We start from the raw sequence: 22,757 nt of genomic DNA, 5'->3' as shown, positions 1-22,757 counted from the left end.
TCGGGCGGGGCCGGATCAGGGAGCCGGATCGCGGCGGTGGGGGCCTTCCGCGCCGCCCGGCGGCCGGGCGGCGTCGCCGCGCGGGAGGGCGCCGCGACGGGGCCGCGACGGCCGGCGGCCGCGCGGCCGGGCGCCCCGCGCCGGGGGCCCGGGCGGAGCGGCGCCGGGCGGGGCCGCCCGGGGCCGGGCCGGTGAACCGCGGCCCGGTCCCGGTCCGGGCGGGCGGGCGGGCGGGCGGCCCTACGCGTTCCCGTCCGCGGCCCACGCCCCCGACAGGTACCGGTCACGGCAGGCGCCGCGGGCCACCTTGCCGCTGGTGGTGCGCGGCACGCTGCCGGGCGCCGCCAGGACGAAGTCGTGCACGGCGACACCGTGCCGGGCGGAGACCGCGGAGCGCACCGCCCGGGCCGCCTCCTCGGCCAGCGGACGGCTCCAGGCCAGCTCCCGGCCGTGCTCGGCCACGACGACCAGCCGCTCGCCGTCGGCGGTGGCGAGGGAGAACGCGGCGATGTGGTGCGGGCGGACGGCCGGGTGGGCCGTCCGCACGGTCTCCTCGATGTCGTGCGGGTAGTGGTTCGTCCCGTCGATGATCACCAGGTCCTTCAGCCGGCCGGTGACGTAGAGCTGCTTGTCGTGCCACACGCCCAGGTCGCCGGTGCGCAGCCAGGGCGTGGCCTCGTCGTCGCCGTCGAGCACGGCGCGGAAGACGGCCTCGCTGCGCTCGCCCTGGTTCCAGTAGCCGCGGCCGATGTTGGGGCCGCGCAGCCAGATCTCGCCGATCGTCCCGTCCTCCTGGCGGCGGCCCGTGGCGGGGTCGACCACCGCGGCCTCCTGGCCCGTGGGCCGGCCGCAGGCGACCAGTTCGGTCACCGCCCGTTCGTCGGAGCTCTCCAGGGGGCGGGCCGTGCCCTCGCCCAGGGCCCGCCGGTCGAACGAGGTGACGGTGGGCTCCTCCCCGGCGGGCGAGGCGGACACGAAGACCGTCGCCTCGGCCAGCCCGTAGGAGGGGCGCATGGCGGTGCGCTTCATGCCGGCCGGAGCGAAGGCGGCCTGGAAGCGCTCGAGGGTGCCGGGTGCGACGGGTTCGCTGCCGTTGACCATGGCCGCGACCCGGTCCAGGGACAGTTCGGCGCGTTCCTCCGCGTCCACCCGCTGCACGCAGTAGTCGTAGGCGAAGTTCGGCGCGGCAGTGACCGCCCCGGGGTGGCGTGTCAGCAGGCGCAGCCAGCGCACGGGCTGCTGGATGAACGCCAGGGGGTCCATGAGGACGGACGGCAGGTGGCCGACGATCGGCAGGACGACGGCCAGCACCAGTCCCATGTCGTGGTAGAGCGGCAGCCATCCCACGGTGCGGTTGCGGCCCCGCCGGATGTCGTACGCCTCGAGCGCCTGCCGGGCGTTGCCGCACGCGTTGGCGTGGGTGATCACGACCCCGGACGGGACGCGGGTGGAGCCCGAGGTGTACTGCAGATAGGCCACGTCGTCCGGGTCGGGCTCGCCGGTGTCGTCGCCGTCCCCCACCGGCGTCCGCGCCAGCTCCCGCTCGGTGACGATCCGTGGGCCGGCCGGGCCGCCGCACGCCGCGCGGAACCGGGTGAGCGGCTCGCGCTGTTCCTCGACGGTCAGCAGGAACGCGGGTGAGGAGTCCCGCAGCACGGCCGCGAGTTTTTCGTCGTGTCCCGGCAGGGAGGGCGGAAACAGGGGAACGGCGATGGCGCCGGAACACGCGGCGGCGAGGAATCCGACGACGTATTCCAGACTCTGCGGAGCGGCGACGGCGACCCTTTCCCCCGCCGCGCCCGCACTCCGCAGGGCCCGGGCGGTCCGCCGTACCCGGTCGTCGAGCTGCTTCCAGGTGAGCGAACCCGCCGCGCCCGTCAGGTCGGTGCCGTGGTCGACGAAGGTGAAGGCGGTTTCGTCGGGGGTGAGTGCCGCGACTTGGGCGAGGTGGTGGCTGAGGGTATCCGTCACCGAGAAAGACACTGACTCACCGAACCTTCACTGTGACGCGCGGGGCGCGATGGGGTCCCGGGTAGAAGCAGCGGAACAACAGCGAAACACGGAGTCGCGTTTCTTCTCCGGTGACACGCCGACACACGCGGCGGGGGCGCTCACCGGGCGAGCCGGCCCGCCTATATTTCGCCCGTGAGGGTAATCCGGGCAATGCCCCCCGACCCGTGTTCCGCCGTCCAGGGGCCTGTGCCGCGGCAATACGCGGTATACCGGCGTGGACCGCAGCAATGAGCCGCCTGCGCACCGGGAGCATCATTATGGCGGTCATTCTCCCGACGTTTCTGACGGCTCTCGACAACAGTGTGGTGAATGTCGCCCTGCCGCAGATGCGCCGGGAACTCGGTTTGTCGGAGGCGGGACTGAAGTGGGTGGCGACGGCATATCCGCTGTCGCTCGCCGGCTGTCTGCTCTTCGCGGGCCGGCTGACCGACAGCAGGGGACGCCGCTGGTCCCTGCTGACCGGCCTCGCGGTGTTCACGGCGTCCTCCGCGGGCTGCGCGCTGTCGGGCACGGAGGCGGTGCTCGTCGGCTTCCGCGCCGTGCAGGGCGCCGGGGCGGCGTTCATCCTGCCGGCCTCGCTGGCGGTGATGGCCCACGACCTGCCGCGCGGCGCGCGCACGGCCGGCTTCGGCGCGACGACGGCGGCGCTGGCCGCGGCGCTGGCCTTCGGCCCGGTCCTCTCCGGTGTCGTGACGCAGCACGCGGGCTGGGAGTGGCTGTTCGTGCTCAACATCCCCCTGGGCGCGGCCGGTCTGGTTGTGGCCGCGGCCGCCCTGCCCGGCTCCGGGCCCGCCGCGCACCGCCCGCCCCCCGGCGTCCCGGCGCTGTCGCACGGGGTGATCGCGGTGACGTGCCTGTGTCTGACGGCCCTGGTCTACTGCCTGATCCAGGGGCCGGCGCACGGCTTCGGCCGGCCGTCCGTCCTCGTCGCGGGCGCCCTCGCCGTCGCCGGCCTGACGGCCGTGTGCTGCCGGCCAGCGCCGCGCCGCAGCCCGGCGCTGGCGGACCTGCTGCGCCGGCGTCCCTTCCTGGGCGGGCTGATCGCCCAGCTGCTGTGGGGGCTGGGGGTGACCGGCGTCTACTTCTACACCTCCCAGTTCCTGCAGAGCGGCCTGCGGCTGAGCCCCACGGCTGCGGGGCTGACGTTCACGCCGCTGGTGGCGGCGCTGTGCCTGACCGCCCCGTTCGTGACCGCCCTCGCCGGACGGTGGGGGGACGGCAGGATCGCCGCGCTGGGCCTGTCCCTGGTGGCCTGCGGTCTGCTCCTGGTCGCGCTCGGCAGTGTCCGCGGCCGGCTCCCGGACCTGCTGCCGGGGCTGGCCACGGTGGGCGCCGGATCCGCCCTGGCCCTGCCCGTGACGACACGCGCCCTGGAGTCCTCACCCGGCCATCTGTCCGGTTTCGCGGCCGGTCTGTTCAGCGCCTGCCGGGAACTGTCGGGGGTGTTCGGCGTCGTGCTGGTGGGCGCCGTCGTGACGTTCGCCCGGCGCGCCGCGCAGTCCTCCGGGGCGTCGGACGCCGAGGCGCTGCGGACGGGCTATCAGGCGGGCCTGTGCGTGGCGGCGGCGCTGGCCGGGGCGGGCGCACCGGTCGCCGCCTGGGCGCTGCGCCGCCGTCCGGGGGGTGACCGGCGGCCCGGCGGCCGGGACGCGGAGCCGCCGCCGGCCGGCGCCTCGCGGCCCCGGGCCGGCCTGCCGCGCGGGTTCATCCACTGAGGTCGTCGTCCGGTCCGGCGCCCCGCGGGTCCGGCTCCTCCCGCTCCGCCCTCGCCGGCCGTTCGGGCCGCGGCGGCCGTCTGGGCCGGCCCATGACCGGCCTGCCGGCCGGCCCGGCGCCCGCGCCCGCGCCCGCGCCATGCACGGCTCCCAGGAGCAGCGAGAACAGCCGTACGAAGCCCTCACCGCTCTCCCCGAAGGCGTCGGCGCGGGGCGCGTCCAGGATGAGCACGCCCACGGGCCGCTCCCCCACGTGCACGGGGGCGATGACGGACGACCGGTATCCGTCGCCCAGATTGATCATCGGATATCCGCTGGCGGAGAGCGTGTCGTCGATCCTGACGATGGTTCTGCGCCCGAGGGCCCACAGCAGGTCCCGGCCGTCCGGCTCGTCGGTGGCGTACTCGTCGGGGGCCTGGCTGACGTCGCCGTACTGTCCGCGCCGCCGAAGACGGCGTCCGCCGTCCTCGAGCGCGTAGTAGGCGCATCTGGTGCCGGGGCCGGCCTGCGTCGCGGCCATGGTGGTGATCCAGTCGATGGTCTGCACCGTGAGTTCCCCGGTGTCGTTCGGCTCGTGCGCGAGGCGCACCAGGTTCTCCACGATGGCGCAGAGGTTGTCGCTGAACGCCTCGATCTCCATGTCGGCGAGCCTGGCCTTGGAGCGCAGCCCCACATAGGCGGCCAGGCTGGAGCACGCGGCTCCCGCGACGACGAACGCGATCTGCACGGCGCCGGCCACATGGTTGACGACCGATCCGACGGCGAAGGCGGCGCCCGGGAACAGAGCGGCCGCCACGGTGAGCCATGTCCGCCGGCTCTTCCTCGTTCCGCCCATGGCCGCCCCTTGACTCACAAGTCCGAAGCACCAGTGGATGGGCAGCACACTGACCTCTGCCCCCAGTGACCCCGAATTGGGCGACCGCGCACAACCGGCACGGACGAACTTCCTCCGAACGGATTACACGCTCACCGGGAAAGTCATCTGATACGACAAGGCATTTCCCCTTTCCCCGGCAGACTCCCCGGGACGGAGGAAACCCGCCTCCCGGGCCGGCGGGCTGACACGCCGAATGGCCGGGACCCGCTGCCGGGTACCGGCCATTCTCCGCCGCGCGGACGGGCCTACGCGGCGGGCGCCGACGAGAACTCGGGGACCACGGCCGCCGCGGCGGACGTCAGGACTCCCCGCCGGGGATCGTGGCACCGCTGACACACGTGATCTGGCCGCCGGCGGCGGGGCAGCTCTGCGTGGAATGGTTGATGACGGTGACGTTCCCGCGCTTGTCGGTGGTGACCTGGTACTCGTTCACCTGCACGCAGCGCTGGTTGCCCTTGCCGTCGTCGGTGCACCGGCCGGCGTTGTCACCGGCGAAGGACTGGACGGCACCGGCCCCGATGAGAACGAAGCTCCCCAGGACACCCACTGCCGACGCGATCGTCTTCGGGTTGAACATCTGGCTTTTCCTTTACAGTCGGCCCCCGTCGCCGGAACTCGGACACCGGGTCGGGACTCGAGGGCTGCCTAGATCACTGCTGAGCGATCACTTGCCGACGGGAATGGCCTGTGTGCAGTTCACCGACGTGCGCTGGCTCTGGTCGTTGGTCTGCAGACCCAGGATGTTCACGGCGAGGTTGAGGCGGTCGATGTTGATCAGCCCCCAAGTCGTCCTGTTCGCCGAGCACGTCTGGTTCTGCTTGAGATCGGCCGCCTTGCCGTCACCGTCCACGGCATGGCCGACACCGGCGCCCAGGAAGCTGACGCCGCCGAGCATGGCCACGGCGACAGCCGCCTTCTGGTACTTCCGCATGATTTCTCCTTCTCGCGAGACACAGCTCGTAACGAGCCCGCTACCGACAGTCGCCCACTGTAGGGGACCTTCGCGACTTTCCAGGAGCGAAACACTCAAGGACGTAATTCTGTTAAAAGTGGTACAAATCAGCGCCCTTGACGGGAAGTCAAGGGCGCGGACCCGCCCGGCGCGCACGGCGCCGGAGCAGCAGGCAGGCCCTGGAACCCGGGCACCTCCGGCCCGGGTTCCAGGGCCTGCTCAGATCACCTGTTCAGTGATCAGTGACCGAGGGTCAGAAGCTGGGTGCAGGTCACCGACGTGCGCTCGCTGCGGTCGTTGAGCTGCAGGCCCGCGGTGTTGACCGGGGTGAAGATGTCGCTGGCCGTGCTCGAACCGGTGATGTTCGTCTCGTCCGCCGAGCAGGACTGGCTCTGCTTGTTGTCCAGCTTGAACGCCGCGTCGTCGTCGCCGTTGGCCTGGCTGACGCCCGCGCCGAGGAAGCCGACGCTACCGAGCATGGCCACGACAACTGCGGCCTTCTGGTACTTGCGCATTACCTCTCCGTTTCTTGTGTCGACACGATCCGTGATGGACCGGCCACTGACAGTCGCCAACTGTATGCGACCTTTGCACCCTTTGACGGGAGAAACGCGCGAGCAAAGATTTTCTGGACGAGGGCGGCATATGACACATCTCCGCTTACCGCGAGCGGGGAATCCGCTCGGTCACGTCCGGCATCGCTCGCCGGCCGGCTCGGACGCCGGGTTTCTCTCAGGACGAAGGGCGGGCCCCGGAGCCGGGAAAGCGGAGGCAACGGGGCTTCGGGCTCCGGAACCCGCCCGGGCCGGCCTCAGCCGGTCAGTGGCCGCCGATGCCGAAGAGCTGGGTGCAGGCGGCGGTGTGACGGTTGCTGTGGTCGTTGAACTGCTGCCCGGCGGCGGCGTTCACGGGGCTGAAGAGGTCGCTGCCCGTCACGGAGCCGATGATGTTGGTCTCGTCCGCCGAACAGTCCTGGAACTGCTTGTTGTCCAGCTTGAAGGGCCCCTCGCCGTCGCCGTGAGCCTGGCTGACGCCCGCGCCGAGGAAGCCCACGCTGCCGAGCATGGCCAGGACGACTGCGGCCTTCTGATACTTGCGCATTACCTCTCCGTTTCTCACTGACCGTCCGTGACACCTCTGTCACCGACAGCACTCAACGTAGAGGATCTTCCATCTCATATCCACACGAAACGCCCGATTTTGCATCTTTAACTTAAAAAGGATGGTGCGATGAGAGCGGTCCCTGACAGGGGACCCGGACAGGGACCTCCGGCGGGGGCTCCTGACGGCGGGTCACCCATCGGCCGGCACCCCGGGTCGAGGGGGCGGGCGCGAGGAGAAGTCACGCGGGCCGGGAGAAGTCGCGATCCGAGGGTGATCTGCGGACAAACGCCCGTAACTGGTGCGGGGTCTCCGCGTTGAGGGGAGAGTGCGGTCGCGCCTGATGCTGCCGCGCTTACCAAGTCAGTAAGGAGAACGTGATGTCTCTCATCGCGAAGGCGGGGATCGTTACTCTCGGCACGGGGGCCGTCGTACTGAGCGGTGCCGGACTCGCCGCGGCGGGAGCCGGCGCCGAGGGCGCGGCCCTCAACTCGCGCGGTCTGGCGTCCGGCAATGTGATCCAGGTGCCGGTCCACGCGCCGATCAACGTGTGCCACAACACCGTCAGGGTGGCGGGCCTGCTCAATCCGGCCGTCGGCAACGTCTGCAAGAAGAAGTAGGCCTACGGCGACCGCCTGCCGCCCAACCGGCATGAGAGCCCCGACGCCGCCCGGCGCCGGGGCTCTTTCCCTGAGGGGACCGCGGACCCTGACGGGGCCGCGGGGCGGGACCGCGCCGGCTCAGGCGTACCGGTAGATCCGGCCCACGTCCTCCAGCGCGTCGGGGGTCACGTCCCAGGGCGGCAGCTTCTGGTGCCGGGCGACGACCCGGCCGTGCTGCCGGTCTGCGGGACCCGGAGGCGTCGCGGGAAGGTAGCGGGCCCCGCGGTGGCGGCGCTGCCAGCGGTACCACTGCAGGTCGACGAAGGCGTGGTGCAGCCAGAAGACGGGGTCGTTGACGGAGGCGCCGCCGAGCATGTCCCCGCCCACCCAGCGGTGCACGCGGTTGTGGTTGTACCAGGAGGCGCTGCCCCGGCCGGTGCCCCAGCCCTCCAGCTTGTTGCGGAACCCCCGCGTGACCGTCGAGTCCCAGGGCGCGACGTCGTAGACGGGGTCCTTCAGCGCCCACTCCAGCTCGCTCTTCGTGGGCAGGTCCAGCGGATCGCGGGCACGGCCCAGGTCCCTGGTGAGGAAGTCCTCGTCGGTCACGCCGACCTTGATGGTCCAGTGTCCTTCCCGGTGTGCGAAGGGGCCGGTCGTCACCTGCCGGTCGGACGGGCGCCCGTTGCCGCCGAGGAGGTCCGCCGTCCAGGGCGCCGACGTCTTCGTACGGTCGCGGGTCCAGTCCCAGTACGGAACCGTGACGGAGGAGTCCGCGCGGCGCAGCGCGCGCTCGAACTCCAGCAGGAACCTGCGGTGCCAGGGCAGGAAGGACGGCGCCATGTGCGCGCTCCTGAGCCCTCTCTCGCCGTCGGAGGGGAAGTACGTGAGGTGCGTGCGCACCAACTCGTCGTACTCGCCACGCCGTTTGACCTCCAGCACCGCCTTGACGAACCGCCGCTTCTCGGTCCGGGTGAGCGTGCCGGCGTCCCTACGCACGTACGCCATGGCCATCCCCCGTCCGCGTGTGCGCCGCGCCCATGGCGCCCGGAACCGTCCCGCGCAGCGCGGTGCGCGGGCCGAGTTCGTCCACGGCGGCGCGGACGGCCTCGACCGGTGTCCGGTACGGCCGGTAGTGGTCGACCATGCTGAGCCAGGTGCCGTCGGCGCGGCGCATCAGATGCAGGGGGCGGCCGTCCACGGTGACCTCCCAGTGCCCCTCCCCCGCGGTGCGGCCGGCCGGCGTCCGGACGCCCCGGATGCGCCGGCCGCGGTAGGTCTCCTCGAACCCCGGGTGCCCCGCGGTGGCGCCGGCCTCCTGCGCCTCGTGCCCGGTTCGCGGGGCCGCGGCCACCGGCGCGAGGGGGGCGGCGAGCGCGCAGGCGGCCAGGCCGCGCACCGCGTTCCGCCGTGTCGTGCCCCGCGGGGCGGGCCGTGCGGGGTCCGGCGCCGTGTCCCCGGTGGGCGCGGGTGCCCGGCCCGCGATCGTGCTGAACATGGTTCGCTCCTCGTGCGGTTCGGTCCTCCACAGCCGTAACCGCCGAAGGCCGGGCGGGGTCACCGCCCGTCCCGAAAGGAGGAACGGCCCCCGGACTTCGCCGGGGGCCGCCTCCACTGGGTCCGCTCGCGGGTCTAGAGCCACAGGTTGCCGTGGACCGGCTTGGCCTGGTTCAGGGCGGACGCGGCGTCGTGCGTGGTGGGAACCAGCGACTGACGGCCGTTCACGCCGGCGAAGGGCAGCTTGGTGGTGATGCCGCCGCTGAGGTCGGTGGTCGCCAGGTCCTGGGTGCTCGGGACGGCGGGCGCGGGCGCGGCCGTCGCGCTCTGCGCCGCGGGGGCGGCCTGGGCCGCCGGCTGGGCCGCCGGCTGGGCGGCCGGTGCGCTCTGGGCCACCGGCTGTGCGGCCGGCGCGCTCTGCGCCACCGGAGCCGCGGGCGCGCTCTGGGCCACCGGAGCGGCGGCCGGAGCCGCGGCCGGCGCACTCTGCGCCACCGGAGCCGCGGCGGGCGCGCTCTGCGCGGCGGGGGCGGCGGGCGCCGCCTGGGGCGCCGGCTGCGGGGCCGGCGGGGTCTGCGTCACCGGAGCCGCGGGCGCCGGGGCGGCGACGGGAGCGGCGACCGGGGCGGCGGGGGCGGCGACCGGCGCGGCGGGGGCCGCCTGGGCCACCGGCTGCGCGGCGGGCGCACTCTGCGCCACCGGAGCCGCGGGCGCGCTCTGCGCCACCGGAGCGGCGGCCGGAGCGGCCTGGGCGTCGGGCGCGCTCGGAGCCGCCGGCGTGCTCGGAGCGGCGGCGTCCTGGGCGAACGCGGGCGCGCCGACGCCGACGGCGATCAGGGATCCGGCAAGGGCGGCGGCAGCCTTCAGGGACTTCATCGTGTTCCTTTCTGCGGCAACGCGGGTTGCCGGAGGGGACTGTGTCGCCGTGCCTAACGAGCCCTGACCGGAGCGGAAACCGGAGACGCCGAAGATTGCAAGTCCTCATATGAGATCAGTCGCGGTGCCGGGCGCGGACCGGCACCACGACCGGCGGGCGGGAGCCCTGCGGTACGACCGTCACGAGGCCGGTGTCGGCTCCGGCGCGGGCAGCGTCTCGGCGGGAAGCGGAATCTCGGGAAGGGGGGTGTCGGGGAGGGTGACCACCTGCTCCGACGACACCGCGGTCGACGCGGAGTCCGAGGCCGGATCCGAAGCCGGATCCGTCGCGGACTCCGAGGGGGTCACCGCCGGAAGCACCCCGCCGAGCAGCGTGGTGGTCAGGAGGTCGATCATGTCGTTGATCAGGACGGTGACCGAGGAGACCTCTCCGGTGGTGCCGGCGGTGCCCGAGGAGATCTGCGCGGCGGCGTCGGCGGTGGCCGAGGAGACCTGTGCGGCGGCGTCGGCGGTGATCGCCTGCACCAGTTCGTCCACGGCCTTCCCCAGGGCCTCCAGCGCGTCGTCCGTCGGGTCGGCGGCGAGTCGCCCGAGCGCCCCGGCAGCGGCGGCGCCCCGGCCGGCGGCGGGCGGCAGCACGCCCTTCGCGCGAGCGGTGGCGGGCAGCCGGGACAGGGCGCGCTTGGCGTCGTCGCCCAGCTTCCTGGCCTCGGCGGCGGGCAGGTGCCCCCGGTCCGCCTCGAGCACGGCGGTCAGCAGCCGGGTGACCGGGGTGACCTCCTTGCGGTGGGCGCCGAGTTCCCTGACCTTCGCGAGCAGCGCGTCCGCTCCCGGGAGCCGGGTGTCGGGCCTGGCCGCGTGCGTGCGCGCGGCAGCCGGGCCGGCGGCCGCGGCCGCGGCCGCGGGTCCGGTGATCCCGACCAGGAGGGCGGCGCACGCGGCGCCGGACGCGATGCGCCTTGCCGGCAGAGCAGGCATGGAGGACCCCTTTCGCTGAGTGTCGATCTTGGATCCACCGTGGGAGCGCCCGGGTCCGCCTGCAACCGGCCGGCCGTCCGCCGCCGCGCCGGCCTTCCCCCACTCGCCGGGTCCTGCCTGGTCAGGCGGTGCCCTCCGGCCGGCGGCGCACCGGCCCCGATCGGCGGTACGCCACCGCCCGCCGCCGGCGCCGGGACACGGGGAGAACGCCGCCGTGGACCGGGTCCACGGGAGCCGGCGCACCCGCACGGCCCAGTCCCCGGTCTTGCCTCAACGCGTCGCCCCGCACGGGGGTTGTGCGCCGATGGTGTGATTTTGCGAAGCCGACCGGCTTCACGATTCCGACACACTTGTCCGGTTTGATTACACCTGACCTCTTCGCGGTTAGCGTGCGGACCTCCCGACGCAGCCGCCGGGCGGGCACATCGCACTCTGCCGCTGCTGCCACAGCCACCCGTTCCGAAAGGGCAACGACGGTCATGCCCCAACCCCTGGGCCCGCTACTTCGCCGTGCGACGGTGGGCGTTCTCGCCCTTGCCGCGATGTGGGCACCCGGACACTCCCCGGCCGCCGCGACGGCCGCCCCCTCCGCGCTCTCCGCGCCCTCCGCGCCGGAGGCGCACAGGATCGCGTTCACCCAGCGATACCGCGCACACCAGCACGGCGGCATCGTACGGGCCGCCAACACCTCCATCAGCTGCCGGCCCGACTCCTCGTGTTCCGGGGCGCAGACGGGCGGGCAGGGCGTCAACGGCGACTTCGACATGTTCTACGTCGACGTCGACGACGACCCCAACACCTACAACTCCTCCCGGGCCGAGCTGCGCCTGCCCGCGGGCTCGCGGGTGACGTACGCGCGCCTGTACTGGGGCGGCAACCTCCGGGTGGGCGAGCAGAAGCCGCCGGAGGACAGCCGGCGGGTGCTCCTCGCCGAGCCCGGCGGGCAGTACAAGGAACTCCTCGCCGACACCGTCGTCGGTCACCGCGTGGCGGGCGGCGCCGAGGCCTTCCAGGCGTCCGCGGACGTCACGCGGATGGTGCGCGACAGCGTGCCCGGCCTCTACACCGTGGCGCAGGTCAACGTCGCCAGCGGCAGGTCCCAGGCCGGCGCCTGGGGCGGCTGGACGCTGGTGGTGGCGTACGAGAACCCGGCCGAGCCGGTGCGGGACCTGGCGGTCTGGGACGGCTTCCAGCGGCTCGACTCCGGTACGACGCACAGGATCCGGATGCGCGGACTCGACTTCGGCGCCGGCGCCGGGGGGTACGCGGGCCTGGTGGCGTACAACGGCGACCGCGGCACCACGGGCGACTCGCTCACCCTGACGGCCGGCCGCAGCGGGGCCCTGCGCCTCACCGGCCCCGCGGACCCCGCCGACGACATCCTGAACTCCACCATCAGCGGTCCCGGGGACAACTCCCCCGCGCGCATCCCGGCGTACGCCAACACCCTCGGCTACGACTCCGACGTGTTCGGTCTCCAGGGCGGGCTGCCGCGCGCCGGCGACCAGGTGACCTTCCGGCTCCGCTCCGAGCGGGACACGGCGTGGGCGGGCGTTCTCTTCGCCGCCGTCGACGCCCGGAAGTGAGCGCGTCACCAACCGTTCCGGGCCCTTTCGCGAGCAAGGAAGACGTGCGCATGCACTTGTCACCTCCGCTGCCCCGGCCGCGGATCCTGCACCTCACCCAGCCGGTGGACGGCGGGGTCGCGCGGGTCGTGGCGGATCTGGTCCAGGCCCAGCTGGCGGGCGGCATGGAGGTCGCCGTGGCCTGTCCGGACAGTCCCCTCGCCGCGTCCCTGCGGGCGCTCGGCGCGGACGTACGGCGCTGGGAGGCCACCCGGTCCCCGGGTCCGGGACTTGCCGCTGAGGTACGCCGACTCGCCCGGATCGTACGGGAGTTGGCACCCGGCCTGGTGCACGCGCACAGCGCGAAGGCGGGTCTGGCCGGGCGGCTCGCCGTGCGCGGACGGATCCCGACCGTGTTCCAGCCGCACGCCTGGTCCTTCGAGGCGGTCGGCGGGCTCACCGCGGACCTCGCGCTCCGGTGGGAGCGGCGGGGAGCGCGCTGGACCGCGCGGACGGTGTGCGTCAGCGAGGCGGAGCGCGCCACCGGCGTGCGCGCCGGGATCGACGGCCGGTGGGCCGTGATCCCCAACGGCATCGACCTCGAGCACTTCCGTCCGGCCGAGGGCGGCGGCGCGGTCCGGTCCGGGCTCGCGCCGCTCGCCGGCGTCGCTCCGGACGCGCCGCTCGCGGTGTGCGTGGGCCGGCTGTGCCGGCAGAAGGGGCAGGACGTCCTGCTGCGCGCGTGGGAGACGGTCGTACGCAGGGTGCCCGGCGCCCGTCTCGTGCTGGTCGGCGACGGACCCGACCACGACCGGCTGCGCGAAGTCGCCCCGGAGAGCGTGGTGTTCGCGGGTGCCGTCGCCGACACGCGTCCCTGGTACCGGGCCGCCGACGTGGTGGTCCTGCCCTCCCGCTGGGAGGGCATGGCGCTGGCCCCGCTGGAGGCGATGGCCTGCGGGGCGCCCGTGATCGTCACGGATGTCGACGGGGCGCGCGAGAGCCTGCCGTCCTCCATGACCTCCCGCTGCCTGGTCCCGCCGGAGAGTCCCGCGGTGCTGGCCGGGGCCGTCTCGGAGCTGCTGCTGGATCCGGCGCTGCGCGCCTCGCTCGGCGACCGGGCCCGCCGCCATGTGCGGTCCGCCCACGACGTACGGCACACCGCCGCGGCGGTCGCGGCGGTGTACCGCGAACTGCTCCCCCCGCGCCCCCGGTCGCACCCGGCCGTCCCGGCCGCGTCCACCGCACTCCCGGCCACCGCACTCCCGGCCACCGCACTCCCGGCCGCCGGACCCCCGGCCGCCGGACCCCCGGCCGCCGGACCCCCGGCCGCCGGACTCCCGGCCGCGGGACTTCCGACCGCCGGGCTCCCGACAGCCGGGCGGCCACCGGCCCGGCCCACCACGCCGCGACGGCCCGCCGCCGAACGCTCCGAGGCCGGACGCACCGGCACGGAAGGCGCGGGCACGGAAGGCGCCGAGGCCGGCCACACCGGCCCCGGTCACGGCGCGGCCGGCCACCCCCGCACCGGCCACCCCGAGGCCCGACCCACCGGCCCCCAGGACACCCGAGCCGAACCCAGGACCGGACACACCGAAGCCGGACACACCCGCACCGGCCACGGCGACACCCGTGGCCGTGCCCGTACCGGTGACGGCGAGGCACATCGGACAACAGCACAGCGCGTGGAGCCCACCGAGCACAGGGAGTAGAACCACTCGTGACCGCCGAACATACCGTCCCCGCCCCGGGCGTGGAGCCACGGGACCCCCAGTCCTCACCGGTCTCGGTGATGCCGCCGCGCGGCGCCGCCACCGGTTTCCGGATTCCCGCCGCGCGCCCCGCGGCGCGGCCCGCCTCACCGGTGCCGCTGCTGATCGCCGACGGCGCCGCCGCCCTGCTCGGCGCGTCGGCGCTCACCGCCTCCGAGCGCCACCCGCTGCTCATCGCCCTGCTGATCACCGCGTCGCTGCTGCTGCGCACGCGCGACACCCGGCCCCCGGTGCCCACGCTGCTGGAGGAACTGCCCTCCGTCTGGTGCCGTGCCGCCGTGGCCTGGCTGGCGCTCGCGGCGGTCGCGGCGGCGTACCGGCCCGAACAGGCGCTGTCGGCGGGCACCCTGCTGACCGGGCTGGCCGTGCAGGCGGCCGCCGGGTGCCTGCTGCGCGGCGCCGTGCACGGAAGGCGCCGCGCCGCGCTGTTGCGCAACCCGCACGCCGCCCTGCTGGTCGGCCCGGCGCCGGCCGCGCGCCGGGTGGCCGCCGCGCTGCTGCGTCACCCGCGCTGCGGGGTACGGCCGGTGGGGATCGTGGCCGCCCGGACGGACGGCGCCGACGACCTGCCGGTGCTGACCACCGCCGAGGAGGTCAAGCGCGCCGTCATCCAGAACGGGGTGCGGGCGGTGCTGGCCGTCGGCTCCGCCGCCCGCGCCGAACAGCAGCCGATGCTCCAGGAGTTGGCGGAGGCCGGCTGCGTGATGTGGGAGATCGACGCCGACTCCCCCTCGTACGCGGCCAAGGAGCGGCTGGCCGGGTTCTCCTGCCGGCGCCTGGACATGTCGCGGGTGCGGCGCGAGACCGTGGGCAAGCGCGTCCTGGACGTCGTGGTGTCGGGGGCGCTGCTGCTGGTGGCCGCCCCGGTGCTGCTGACGTGCGCCCTGGTGCTGCGGCTCAGCGACGGACCGGGCGTGGTGTTCCGGCAGGAACGCATCGGCAGGAACGGCAAGCCGTTCACGCTGCTGAAGTTCCGCACCCACCGCCCGGTCGACGAGCACGAGTCGGCGACCCGGTGGAGCGTGGCCGACGAGAACCGGATGCGCCCCTTCTGCCGCATGCTGCGGCGCACTTCGCTGGACGAGCTGCTGCAGCTGTGGAACGTGCTCCGCGGCGACATGAGCCTGGTCGGCCCGCGGCCCGAACGCCCCTACTTCGTCACCCAGTTCAGTCAGACCTACGCCGGTTACGCGGCCCGCCACCGGATGCGCACCGGCCTGACCGGCCTCGCCCAGATCCACGGGCTGCGCGGCGACACCTCGATCGAGGACCGCAGCCGCTTCGACAACGCCTACATCGACAACTGGTCGCTGTGGCAGGACGTCTGCATCCTGCTGCGCACCGCCGCCGCGCTGGTACGTCCGACGGGGAGCTGACCGACGTGAGCCTCGCCCTCGCACCGCTCCCGCGCGGGGCCGCCCGACTCGCGCCGGTGCTGCCGGCGGTGGCCGTGATCGCCCTGCTGGCCCTGCCGGTGACGCCGGGCGGCGCGGAACCCGCGGACGTGGTCTCCGCGCTGATGGTGGTCCTCTGCGCGATCCGCCTGCTGCGCGACCGGCGGCGCCCGCTGTCGCCGGCGGCGGCCGTGGTGCTGGGCCTGCCGGTCGCCGGGCTGGCGCTCGCCGCCATGGGGGCGTACTCGACGGCGGCGGGGCTGACCGGGCTCGGCCGCTATCTGCAGGTCTTCGTGCTGGTCCCGGCGGCCGTGCTGCTGCTGGTGCGCGACCGGGCCGGATTCCGGCTGCTCGCCTGGTCGTTCGTGGGCCTGGCGCTGTGGCAGGGCGCGCTCGGCGTGCACCAGTACCTGACCCGGACCGGCGCCTCCTACCAGGGCGAGGAGATCCGGGCGGTCGGCACCTTCGGGGCGCAGGACGTGATGGGCATGGCCGAGGCGGTCTCGCTCGGCCTGGTGTGCGCGGTCGGCATCGCGCTGGGCCGGGTCCCGGTGCGGCAGCGGGTGGCCGCCGCCGGCTGCGCGCTCGTCCTTCTGGTGCCGCTCGCGGTCTCCTTCAGCCGGGGCGCGTGGATCGCCACCGCCCTGACCTGCGCCGTGCAGCTGGTGCTGGCCGGGCTGCGCCGCGCGCTGAAGGTGGCCGCGGCGGTGACCGCGGCGGCGGTGATCCTGGTGGGCGGGTTCGGGGTCGGCACCGCGATGCTGCAGGAGCGGATCGACAGCATCGCGCAGGTCACCGACGCGCCCGACCAGTCCGTCGTCGACCGGTACACGCTGTGGGCGTCCGCCGTCGGCATGTGGCGCACGCACCCGGTGACCGGTGTGGGGCTGAAGGGCTTCCCCGAGTACCGCGACGGACACGCCACGCTGGCCCTGTCGTCGGGCGCCGAGGTCGCGGGCGCGGGCGCGGCGTACCGCAGGCAGCCGCTGCTGTCGCCGCACAACATGTACTTGCTGGTACTGAGCGAGCAGGGCCTGGCCGGGCTGCTCGGGCTCGCCGGGAGCTGGCTGGCCCTGCTGGTGTGCGGGCTGCGCAGGCTGCTGCGCGTGCGCGGCCGGGGGCCGGTCCCGGACTGCGGTCTCGTCGCGTGCGGGCTGCTGGTGTGGCTGCTGACCGACTTCGCGTACGGCGACATCGGCGGCCCCTCGACGGTGCTGACGGCGATGGGCCTGGGCCTGGCCGCCTGGTGGGCGCTGGCCGGCGGGGAACGGCGGCCGGGCGCCGCGCCCCGGGACGGGGCGCCGGCGCGTGCCGAGGAGGCCGTGGCGCGATGACCGTGCAGCCCAAGCCGACATCCGGCGCCGCCACCGGCGCCGCGCCCGCCGTCCCCGCCGCGCGCACCCCCGGGGCGGACGCCCCCGCCGCCGAGGCGACCTCGGTCTCCCGGAGGTTCCTGGCCCGGGCCACCTTCGTCACGGCGGCCCTGTCCATCGCCGGCTCCCTGCTCGGCCTGGTCCGCGACCAGTCGCTGGCGCGGCTGTTCGGCGCCGGGAGCGACACGGACGCCTTCCTGGTGGCGTGGACCGTGCCGGAGTTCGCCGCCACGCTGCTGATCGAGGACGGGCTGGCGCTCGTGCTGGTGCCCGCGTTCAGCGTGGCGCTGGCCCGCCGGGCCCGGGGCGCCCAGGGGGACCCGGTGCGGGCCCTGGTCGCCTCCACCCTGCCCCGGCTGTGCCTCGCCTTCGCCGCGGTCGCCGCGCTCATCGCCGGTCTGGCCCCCTACCTGGTCCGGGCGCTGGCACCCGGCCTGCCCGATCCGGGGCTCGCCGCCGACTGCACCCGGCTGACGGCGACCTGTGTGCTGGCCTTCGGGCTCGCCGGGTACTGCAGCGCGGCCCTGCGGGCGCACCGGCGCTTCTTCGCCCCCGCGGCGATCTACGTCGTCTACAACGCCGGCATCGTCGCCGCGATGTTCCTGCTGGGGCCCGGCTGGGGCGTACGGTCCGCGGCGGCCGGCGTCGCGGCCGGCGGCTGCCTGATGATCGCGGTGCAACTGCCGTCCATGTGGCGGGAGCTGGCCGCGCGCGGACGGGCGTCACGGCCGGCCGCCGTCCCCGTGGTCGGGGACGAGGACGAGGACCTGGCGGACGGCGGCGCCGAGGCGCGGCCGGTGCAGTTCGCCCTGGTCGCCGCCGTCCTGCTGTTCGCCCTGTGCCGTCAGTCGCAGGTCCTGGTCGAGCGCTTCCTCGCCTCCACGCTGCCCTCGGGGGCCATCTCGCACCTGAACTACGCGCAGAAGGTCGCCCAGATCCCGATGACGCTGTCGCTGATGCTGTGCACCGTCACCTTCCCGGTGGTGGCGCGGGCGCTCGCGGACGGCGACACCGAGCGGGCCCGCGGCCGGGTGGAGCGGGACCTGGTGCTGGCCTCCTGCGTGGTGCTGCTCGGCATGTGCGCGGTCGTCGCCTGCGCCCCGCAGATGATCGAACTGTTCTTCCAGCGCGGCGCGTTCACCGCGAGCGACACCGCGGCGACCGCGGACGTGATGCGGGTGTACGCCCTCGGGCTGCTGGGCCAGACCCTGGTGGGCGCCCTGATCCGCTCGTACTTCTCCGGCGGCCGGCCGAGCTGGTACCCGTTCGGCGCGATGACCGCGGGCATCACCGTCACCTCCTGGACCGGCGCCGCCACCGTGGGCATGTGGGGCGTCGCGGGGATCGCCGCCGCCAACGCCCTGGGCATCACCGTGACCGCCGGGCTGCTGCTGGCCGGCCTGCGCGCGTCCGGCGACGGCACGCCCCGACCCGGCGCGCCCGGCGTGTCGATCCGGGTGCGCAAGGTGCTGGCCGAGCTGAGCCGGCCGGTGCGGGCCGCGGTGGCCGCCACCGTCGCCGGGGCGTTCGTCGCGAGCCGCCCCGACTCCCCCGTGACCGGCCTGGTGGCCGGCTGCCTGACGGTGACCGCCGTCTTCGTCCCGCTCACCTGGGCCCTGGGCGACCAGGGCCTCGCGTCCGCCCTGCGCTCCCTGCGCACCCTCACACGAAGGCTCACACATGGCCGCTTCCGTTGATTCCCGTCCCGCCGCCGGGCGCCCCGTCGCGCGCCCGGGCCCCGTCCCGTGGGTGGCGATGTACCACTCGGTCGGCGACTGCACCGACGACCCGTACCGCGTCACGGTGACACCCGAGCGGCTGGACCGGCAGCTGGCGTGGCTGCGCCGGCGGGGGCTGCGGGGCGTGTCGGTGGGCGCGCTGCTCGCCGCCCGGGCCCGGGGCGAGGGGCGCGGCCTGGTCGGGCTCACCTTCGACGACGGGTACGCCGACTTCGTCACCGGCGCGCTGCCGCTGCTGCGCCGCTGGGGGTGCGGCGCCACGCTGTTCGTCCTGCCCGGGCGGCTCGGCGGCGACAACGCCTGGGACCCGCTGGGCCCGCGCAAGCCGCTGCTGACCGCGGACGGCATCCGGCGCGCCGCCGCCGAGGGCGTGGAGATCGGCTCGCACGGGCTGACCCACGTCGACCTCACCCGCGCCGACGACCGCGCCCTGAAGACCGAGGTGACCGAGAGCCGCGCCCTGCTCCAGGAGCTGACCGGCGCCCCGGTCGGCGGCTTCTGCTACCCCTACGGCACGGTCGACGCCCGCGCCGTGGAGGCCGTGCGGGCGGCCGGGTACGCCTACGCCTGCGCCATCGACCCCGGCCCGCTGACCGGTCCGTACGCCCTGCCGCGGGTGCACGTCGGCCAGAACGACACCGCCTGGCGGCTGCGGCTGAAGCACGGGCTGCACCGGCTGCGGCGGCGCCCGGTGGAGGGACTGTGAGAAGGGACGCGGCATCACCGATGAGGGCCTTGCACATCATCACCGGCCTCGGCGTGGGCGGGGCCGAGCAGCAGCTGCGCCTGCTGCTGCGTCATCTGCCCGTCGACTGCGACGTGGTGACGCTCACCAATCCGGGCGCGGTCGCCGAGGGCCTGGCCGCCGACGGGGTGCGGGTGACGCATCTGGGCATGGCCGGCAACCGCGACCTGGCCGCGCTGCCGCGCCTGGTCCGGCTGATCCGCGGCGGCGGCTACGACCTGGTGCACACCCATCTGTACCGGGCCTGTGTGTACGGCAGGATCGCGGCCCGCCTGGCCGGGGTCCGCGCGGTCGTCGCCACCGAGCACTCCCTGGGCGACTCGCAGATGGAGGGGCGCAGCCTGACGGCGGGCGTGCGCGGGCTGTATCTCGCCAGCGAGCGGCTGGGCTCGGCGACGGTCGCCGTCTCCGCCGCGGTGGCCGACCGGCTCAAGCGCTGGGGCGTGCCCGCGCCGCGCATCGAGGTCGTCCCCAACGGCATCGACCTGGAGCGCTTCCGCTTCGACGCGGAGCGGCGCGAGCGCACCCGCCGCCGCCTCGGGCTGCCCGAGGGGGCCTGGGTGGTCGGCGGCGTCGGCCGGCTCACCCGGGGCAAGCGGTTCGACGTCCTGATCCACGCGCTCACCCGGCTGCCCGAGGACCACTGGCTGCTCCTGGTGGGCGGTGGCCCGCAGGAGCAGGTGCTGCGCCGCACCGCCCGCGAGGCCGGGGTGGCCGGCCGGGTGCTGTTCACCGGGGAGCGGCCCTACGTCCCCGACGGCTCGCACGGTGTGGACCTGCCCTCGCTGGTCGCGGCGATGGATCTGCTGGCGTCCCCGTCCGCAGAGGAGGCCTTCGGCCTGGCCGCCGTGGAGGCGCTGGCGTCGGGCCTGCCGGTGCTCTACGCGTCCTGCCCGGCGCTCGAGGACCTGCCGCGGCGGGAGACCGCGGGCGCGCGCCGGGTGCAGGGCGGCCCGGAGGCGTACGCCCGCGCGATCGCCGAGGTCCGGGCGGCGGGCCCGCGGCCGCGCACGGTGCCGGAGGGCGCACGCCGTTACAGCATCACCCGCAGCGCGGACCGGCTCATGGACGTGTACGCGGCAGCGGTCTCCGGCCCGTCGTCACCCCTTTCACCCCTGTCACCCCCGTCACCCCTGGGAGCAACCCCGTCATGACCGACACCCCGGCCCGTAAGTTCCGCCTGTCCCTGGCCCCGGTGAGGAGGCTGCCGTCCTGGTCCCTGCTCGTGGCCGGCGTCCTCGTCGGCGGGGGGCTCGGCGGCGCGTACGGGATGCTGACCCCGCCGGCCTACACGGCCACCAGTTTCGTCGTCGCCGTACCGGCCGCGAAGTCCGACCCCGGTCCCGCGCTCGGCTTCGCGCAGGCGTACGGCCGGGTCGCCACCCAGCCCGCCGTGCTGGCGGAGGCCCAGCAGCGGGCCGGTGTGCCGGTGCGCACACTGCAGCGGAGCGTGCGGGCGGCGACCTCGCCGGACGCCCCGATGGTCGCGGTGTCGGCCACCTCCACGCGCCCGCGTCTGGCCGCCGACATGGCCAACGCGGTCTCCCGGGCGCTGGCCCGGCAGGCCAACGCGGCCAAGGGCAGCACGCATGTGCAGCTCGTGCAGTTCGCCAAGGCGGTCCGGCCCACCGAGCCGACGTCCGCGTCCTCGCGGGTGACGGCCCTGGTGGGCGGCAGCGCGGGCGGGCTGCTGTGCGGTCTGGCGCTGCTGGTGCGCCCGCGGCGGCCCGGCCGGGAGGACGAGGCCGCGCCCGCCGCCTCGGTGCCCGGCCCGGCCGCCGCCGCCGAGGCCCAGCCCAAGCGGTGACGCGGGCGCGGGCGGCGAGGGCGGGGACGGGGACGGGGACGGGGACGGGGGGCGGCGGGAACGACGGCAGGCGCGGTGGCGGCGATGGATACGGGCACGACGGCAGGCGCGGTGGCGGCGGCCGGGGCGGTGACCGGCCGGCCGGGACCGGCGGCCGGCGCGGTGGCCGGCGGGCCGGGGCCGGGTCAGTCGTCGTCCGGCCACCAGTCGAGGCGGACGCAGACCTTCCCGCCGAGCCAGTGCTCCACCCAGTGGCCGAGGTTCAGCGGTGTGCAGTCGTCGGGCAGCGGCGGCGCGGTGACCGCGGCGGGCTGCGTGGCGGGGGTGGGCGCGGGCGAGGCGGGCGGGGCCGGATCGTCGATGCGGCCGAACAGGAAGGACCGGTAGACGTGCGAGGACCTGGGGTTGGCCCGGCACTGCCACACACCGTGCGGGCAGTAGTCGGTCAGCGTGTTGTAGAGCGGCTTGTGCTCGTCCATCCAGGCCAGCATGCGCCGCATGTACTCGGCGTTGTCGCCGTTGCGGAACAGTCCCCACTCCGGGTACGAGATCGGCTTTCCGTGGGCCCTGGCGAAGTCCACGTGGGCCTGCAGCCCGTACGGCTCCTTGATCTGCTCGTCGAAGGTGATGCCGGCCGGCTGGTCGTAGGAGTCCATGCCGATGATGTCGACGGTGGCGTCGCCCGGGTAGCACTGCGTCCACGGGACGGCGTCCCGGCCGCGGCTCGGCGCGAAGTCGAACCGGAACCGCTGGCCCGGCACCGCGCGCATGGTGGTGACGATCCGGTTCCAGTACGCCCTCCAGGCCGCCGGGTCCGGCCCGCAGCGGTGGGTGTAGGTGACGCCGTTCATCTCCCAGCCGAGGACCAGCACCGTGTCCGGGACTCTCAGGGCGACCAGCCGCTCGGCGAGGGCACGGAAGTGGTGGTCGAACTCCCCGGCCGCGCCGCGCCGCAGCAGCCGCCGCACCTCGTCGTCGGAGACGCCCTCCTCGTTGCGCTCCTGCAGGGGGACGTTGAGCACGAACAGCCGGTCGTTCTTCGCGTTGCGCCAGCGCGCCCACGCCTCGAGGAAGTGGGCGCCGCCCTCGATGTCGCTCCAGTGGTTGCCGGGCAGATAGGTGTGGCCGACGCGCAGTTCGGCGCCGCCGAGCCAGTGGCTGAGCAGGGGCATGCGGGCCACGCCGAGGGCGTCGGAGCTGAGGAACGCGCCGAACGCCGGAACGTTGCCCAGCACCGGCGGTGCGGGCGGCGAGGGCACCGACGGCAGCACAGGAATCCCGGGGGCCGGCGGAACGGGCGGCACGGGAGGGACCGTGGGCGTGGCCACGGGGGCGGGACGGATGTCGGGGGCGGCGGGGGCGGCCGGTCCGGGAACGGCCGGGGCCGCGCTCGGGACGGGGACGGGGACCCGGCCGGGGACCGGGGCCGCGGTCACGGCCGGGGCCGCGGGCGGCTTCGGGGCCGGGGCCGGGGCCGTGGCGGGGCCCGTGACAGCGGCCGGGGCGGCGGCCGGGACCGGGGGCGGCGTCGGGGCGGGCACCGGGTGCGGCGGGCCGGCGACGCGCCGGACCTCCACCCCCACTGCCGGGCCGGACGCCAGGGCGGCGGCCGCGACGACCGCCGCCGCGCCCACGGCCAGCCGGCGGATCCGCACCCGCCTGTGCTGTGGGGCCATGCCTGATCCTTTCCTGAGTGTTTGTCCGGCCTTACGGCTTTTATTGTTCCGGTTGATGGATGATTGCTCCTGATTGTCCTT

At 75.0% G+C, this 22,757-nt stretch carries 20 protein-coding genes and 1 pseudogene; 10 read left to right on the top strand and 11 right to left on the bottom strand.

Going from position 1 to position 22,757, the window contains the following annotated elements:
- Positions 1–240: 240 nt before the first annotated feature.
- Complete coding sequence (locus tag ACI2LW_RS13055) at positions 241–1,971, bottom strand: fatty acyl-AMP ligase (protein ID WP_404731257.1); 1,731 nt, start codon at positions 1,969–1,971, stop codon at positions 241–243.
- A gap of 299 nt (positions 1,972–2,270) precedes the next feature.
- Between ACI2LW_RS13055 and ACI2LW_RS13050 the strand changes: the two genes are divergently transcribed.
- Complete coding sequence (locus ACI2LW_RS13050) at positions 2,271–3,728, top strand: MFS transporter (protein WP_404731256.1); 1,458 nt, start codon at positions 2,271–2,273, stop codon at positions 3,726–3,728.
- Here ACI2LW_RS13050 and ACI2LW_RS13045 read toward each other — a convergent pair.
- The 5 genes from ACI2LW_RS13045 to ACI2LW_RS13025 all read right to left on the bottom strand — a co-directional run bounded on the left by ACI2LW_RS13045 (position 3,718) and on the right by ACI2LW_RS13025 (position 6,658).
- Positions 3,718–4,563: a GAF domain-containing protein gene (locus ACI2LW_RS13045; RefSeq protein WP_404731255.1), complete on the bottom strand. Its 846-nt coding sequence runs from the start codon at positions 4,561–4,563 to the stop codon at positions 3,718–3,720. The genes ACI2LW_RS13050 and ACI2LW_RS13045 overlap by 11 nt on opposite strands.
- A gap of 340 nt (positions 4,564–4,903) precedes the next feature.
- Positions 4,904–5,182: a hypothetical protein gene (locus ACI2LW_RS13040; protein WP_404731254.1), complete on the bottom strand. Its 279-nt coding sequence runs from the start codon at positions 5,180–5,182 to the stop codon at positions 4,904–4,906.
- An 87-nt stretch (positions 5,183–5,269) separates the two neighbouring features.
- Complete coding sequence (locus tag ACI2LW_RS13035; protein WP_404731253.1) at positions 5,270–5,536, bottom strand: hypothetical protein; 267 nt, start codon at positions 5,534–5,536, stop codon at positions 5,270–5,272.
- Between the two features lie 260 nt (positions 5,537–5,796).
- Positions 5,797–6,072 (bottom strand): hypothetical protein, encoded by a 276-nt coding sequence (locus ACI2LW_RS13030; RefSeq protein WP_404731252.1) that lies wholly within the window; start codon positions 6,070–6,072, stop codon positions 5,797–5,799.
- A gap of 304 nt (positions 6,073–6,376) precedes the next feature.
- On the bottom strand, positions 6,377–6,658 hold the full coding sequence (locus tag ACI2LW_RS13025) for a hypothetical protein (protein ID WP_404731251.1): 282 nt from the start codon (positions 6,656–6,658) through the stop codon (positions 6,377–6,379).
- Positions 6,659–7,038: 380 nt separating this feature from the next.
- On the opposite strand from ACI2LW_RS13025, the gene ACI2LW_RS13020 reads away from it, so the two are divergent.
- Entirely contained in the window at positions 7,039–7,278 is a 240-nt protein-coding gene (locus ACI2LW_RS13020; RefSeq protein ID WP_404731250.1) for a chaplin, read from the top strand.
- A gap of 120 nt (positions 7,279–7,398) precedes the next feature.
- Here ACI2LW_RS13020 and ACI2LW_RS13015 read toward each other — a convergent pair whose 3' ends face one another.
- The 4 genes from ACI2LW_RS13015 to ACI2LW_RS13000 all read right to left on the bottom strand — a co-directional run bounded on the left by ACI2LW_RS13015 (position 7,399) and on the right by ACI2LW_RS13000 (position 10,608).
- Complete coding sequence (locus ACI2LW_RS13015; protein WP_404731249.1) at positions 7,399–8,265, bottom strand: tyrosinase family protein; 867 nt, start codon at positions 8,263–8,265, stop codon at positions 7,399–7,401.
- Positions 8,249–8,755 (bottom strand): tyrosinase family oxidase copper chaperone, encoded by a 507-nt coding sequence (locus tag ACI2LW_RS13010; RefSeq protein WP_404731248.1) that lies wholly within the window; start codon positions 8,753–8,755, stop codon positions 8,249–8,251. Before ACI2LW_RS13010 ends, ACI2LW_RS13015 begins: the two co-directional genes overlap by 17 nt.
- A gap of 134 nt (positions 8,756–8,889) precedes the next feature.
- The gene (locus ACI2LW_RS13005; protein ID WP_404731329.1) at positions 8,890–9,630 is read right to left on the bottom strand and encodes a hypothetical protein; all 741 of its coding nucleotides are present in this window, start codon (positions 9,628–9,630) and stop codon (positions 8,890–8,892) included.
- 180 nt (positions 9,631–9,810) lie between these two features.
- The gene (locus ACI2LW_RS13000) at positions 9,811–10,608 is read right to left on the bottom strand and encodes a hypothetical protein (RefSeq protein ID WP_404731247.1); all 798 of its coding nucleotides are present in this window, start codon (positions 10,606–10,608) and stop codon (positions 9,811–9,813) included.
- Positions 10,609–11,087: 479 nt separating this feature from the next.
- Here ACI2LW_RS13000 and ACI2LW_RS12995 point away from each other — a divergent pair, with 479 nt between their 5' ends.
- From ACI2LW_RS12995 to ACI2LW_RS12960, 8 genes and pseudogenes are all read left to right on the top strand, one after another.
- Positions 11,088–12,194: a DUF3344 domain-containing protein gene (locus ACI2LW_RS12995; protein ID WP_404731246.1), complete on the top strand. Its 1,107-nt coding sequence runs from the start codon at positions 11,088–11,090 to the stop codon at positions 12,192–12,194.
- Between the two features lie 50 nt (positions 12,195–12,244).
- Positions 12,245–13,396 (top strand): annotated as a pseudogene (locus ACI2LW_RS12990) (glycosyltransferase); the annotation flags it as partial.
- Between the two features lie 494 nt (positions 13,397–13,890).
- Positions 13,891–15,318, top strand: coding sequence for an exopolysaccharide biosynthesis polyprenyl glycosylphosphotransferase (locus ACI2LW_RS12985; protein ID WP_404731245.1), 1,428 nt, complete (start codon positions 13,891–13,893; stop codon positions 15,316–15,318).
- A gap of 5 nt (positions 15,319–15,323) precedes the next feature.
- Positions 15,324–16,670 (top strand): O-antigen ligase family protein, encoded by a 1,347-nt coding sequence (locus ACI2LW_RS12980; protein WP_404731244.1) that lies wholly within the window; start codon positions 15,324–15,326, stop codon positions 16,668–16,670.
- The gene (gene murJ, locus ACI2LW_RS12975; RefSeq protein ID WP_404731243.1) at positions 16,667–18,406 is read left to right on the top strand and encodes a murein biosynthesis integral membrane protein MurJ; all 1,740 of its coding nucleotides are present in this window, start codon (positions 16,667–16,669) and stop codon (positions 18,404–18,406) included. Before ACI2LW_RS12980 ends, murJ begins: the two co-directional genes overlap by 4 nt.
- Entirely contained in the window at positions 18,390–19,154 is a 765-nt protein-coding gene (locus ACI2LW_RS12970) for a polysaccharide deacetylase family protein (RefSeq protein WP_404731242.1), read from the top strand. The genes murJ and ACI2LW_RS12970 overlap by 17 nt, the downstream gene beginning before the upstream one ends.
- A 20-nt stretch (positions 19,155–19,174) precedes the next feature.
- The gene (locus ACI2LW_RS12965) at positions 19,175–20,347 is read left to right on the top strand and encodes a glycosyltransferase (protein WP_404731241.1); all 1,173 of its coding nucleotides are present in this window, start codon (positions 19,175–19,177) and stop codon (positions 20,345–20,347) included.
- Positions 20,344–21,000 (top strand): lipopolysaccharide biosynthesis protein, encoded by a 657-nt coding sequence (locus ACI2LW_RS12960; protein ID WP_404731240.1) that lies wholly within the window; start codon positions 20,344–20,346, stop codon positions 20,998–21,000. The genes ACI2LW_RS12965 and ACI2LW_RS12960 overlap by 4 nt, the downstream gene beginning before the upstream one ends.
- A 185-nt stretch (positions 21,001–21,185) precedes the next feature.
- Here the strand turns inward: ACI2LW_RS12960 and ACI2LW_RS12955 are convergent, their stop codons facing one another.
- On the bottom strand, positions 21,186–22,676 hold the full coding sequence (locus ACI2LW_RS12955) for a glycoside hydrolase family 26 protein (RefSeq protein WP_404731239.1): 1,491 nt from the start codon (positions 22,674–22,676) through the stop codon (positions 21,186–21,188).
- Between the last annotated feature and the right edge of the window lie 81 nt (positions 22,677–22,757).

Origin of the sequence: Streptomyces sp. NPDC004065, assembly GCF_044903565.1 — a bacterium.
GTDB lineage: Bacteria > Actinomycetota > Actinomycetes > Streptomycetales > Streptomycetaceae > Streptomyces.
The sequence above is the reverse complement of the archived record's forward strand: the minus strand, read 5'-3'. Positions and strand labels throughout refer to the sequence as shown.

Excerpts from the sequence above, each read along its gene's own strand:
- ACI2LW_RS13050 (WP_404731256.1), top strand. The coding sequence starts at position 2,271 with ATGGCGGTCATTCTCCCGACGTTTCTGACGGCTCTCGACAACAGTGTG.
- ACI2LW_RS13045 (WP_404731255.1), bottom strand. The coding sequence starts at position 4,563 with ATGGGCGGAACGAGGAAGAGCCGGCGGACATGGCTCACCGTGGCGGCC.
- ACI2LW_RS13040 (WP_404731254.1), bottom strand. The coding sequence starts at position 5,182 with ATGTTCAACCCGAAGACGATCGCGTCGGCAGTGGGTGTCCTGGGGAGC.
- ACI2LW_RS13035 (WP_404731253.1), bottom strand. The coding sequence starts at position 5,536 with ATGCGGAAGTACCAGAAGGCGGCTGTCGCCGTGGCCATGCTCGGCGGC.
- ACI2LW_RS13030 (WP_404731252.1), bottom strand. The coding sequence starts at position 6,072 with ATGCGCAAGTACCAGAAGGCCGCAGTTGTCGTGGCCATGCTCGGTAGC.
- ACI2LW_RS13025 (WP_404731251.1), bottom strand. The coding sequence starts at position 6,658 with ATGCGCAAGTATCAGAAGGCCGCAGTCGTCCTGGCCATGCTCGGCAGC.
- ACI2LW_RS13020 (WP_404731250.1), top strand. The coding sequence starts at position 7,039 with ATGTCTCTCATCGCGAAGGCGGGGATCGTTACTCTCGGCACGGGGGCC.
- ACI2LW_RS13015 (WP_404731249.1), bottom strand. The coding sequence starts at position 8,265 with ATGGCGTACGTGCGTAGGGACGCCGGCACGCTCACCCGGACCGAGAAG.
- ACI2LW_RS13010 (WP_404731248.1), bottom strand. The coding sequence starts at position 8,755 with ATGTTCAGCACGATCGCGGGCCGGGCACCCGCGCCCACCGGGGACACG.
- ACI2LW_RS13005 (WP_404731329.1), bottom strand. The coding sequence starts at position 9,630 with ATGAAGTCCCTGAAGGCTGCCGCCGCCCTTGCCGGATCCCTGATCGCC.
- ACI2LW_RS13000 (WP_404731247.1), bottom strand. The coding sequence starts at position 10,608 with ATGCCTGCTCTGCCGGCAAGGCGCATCGCGTCCGGCGCCGCGTGCGCC.
- ACI2LW_RS12995 (WP_404731246.1), top strand. The coding sequence starts at position 11,088 with ATGCCCCAACCCCTGGGCCCGCTACTTCGCCGTGCGACGGTGGGCGTT.
- murJ (WP_404731243.1), top strand. The coding sequence starts at position 16,667 with ATGACCGTGCAGCCCAAGCCGACATCCGGCGCCGCCACCGGCGCCGCG.
- ACI2LW_RS12970 (WP_404731242.1), top strand. The coding sequence starts at position 18,390 with ATGGCCGCTTCCGTTGATTCCCGTCCCGCCGCCGGGCGCCCCGTCGCG.
- ACI2LW_RS12965 (WP_404731241.1), top strand. The coding sequence starts at position 19,175 with ATGAGGGCCTTGCACATCATCACCGGCCTCGGCGTGGGCGGGGCCGAG.
- ACI2LW_RS12960 (WP_404731240.1), top strand. The coding sequence starts at position 20,344 with ATGACCGACACCCCGGCCCGTAAGTTCCGCCTGTCCCTGGCCCCGGTG.
- ACI2LW_RS12955 (WP_404731239.1), bottom strand. The coding sequence starts at position 22,676 with ATGGCCCCACAGCACAGGCGGGTGCGGATCCGCCGGCTGGCCGTGGGC.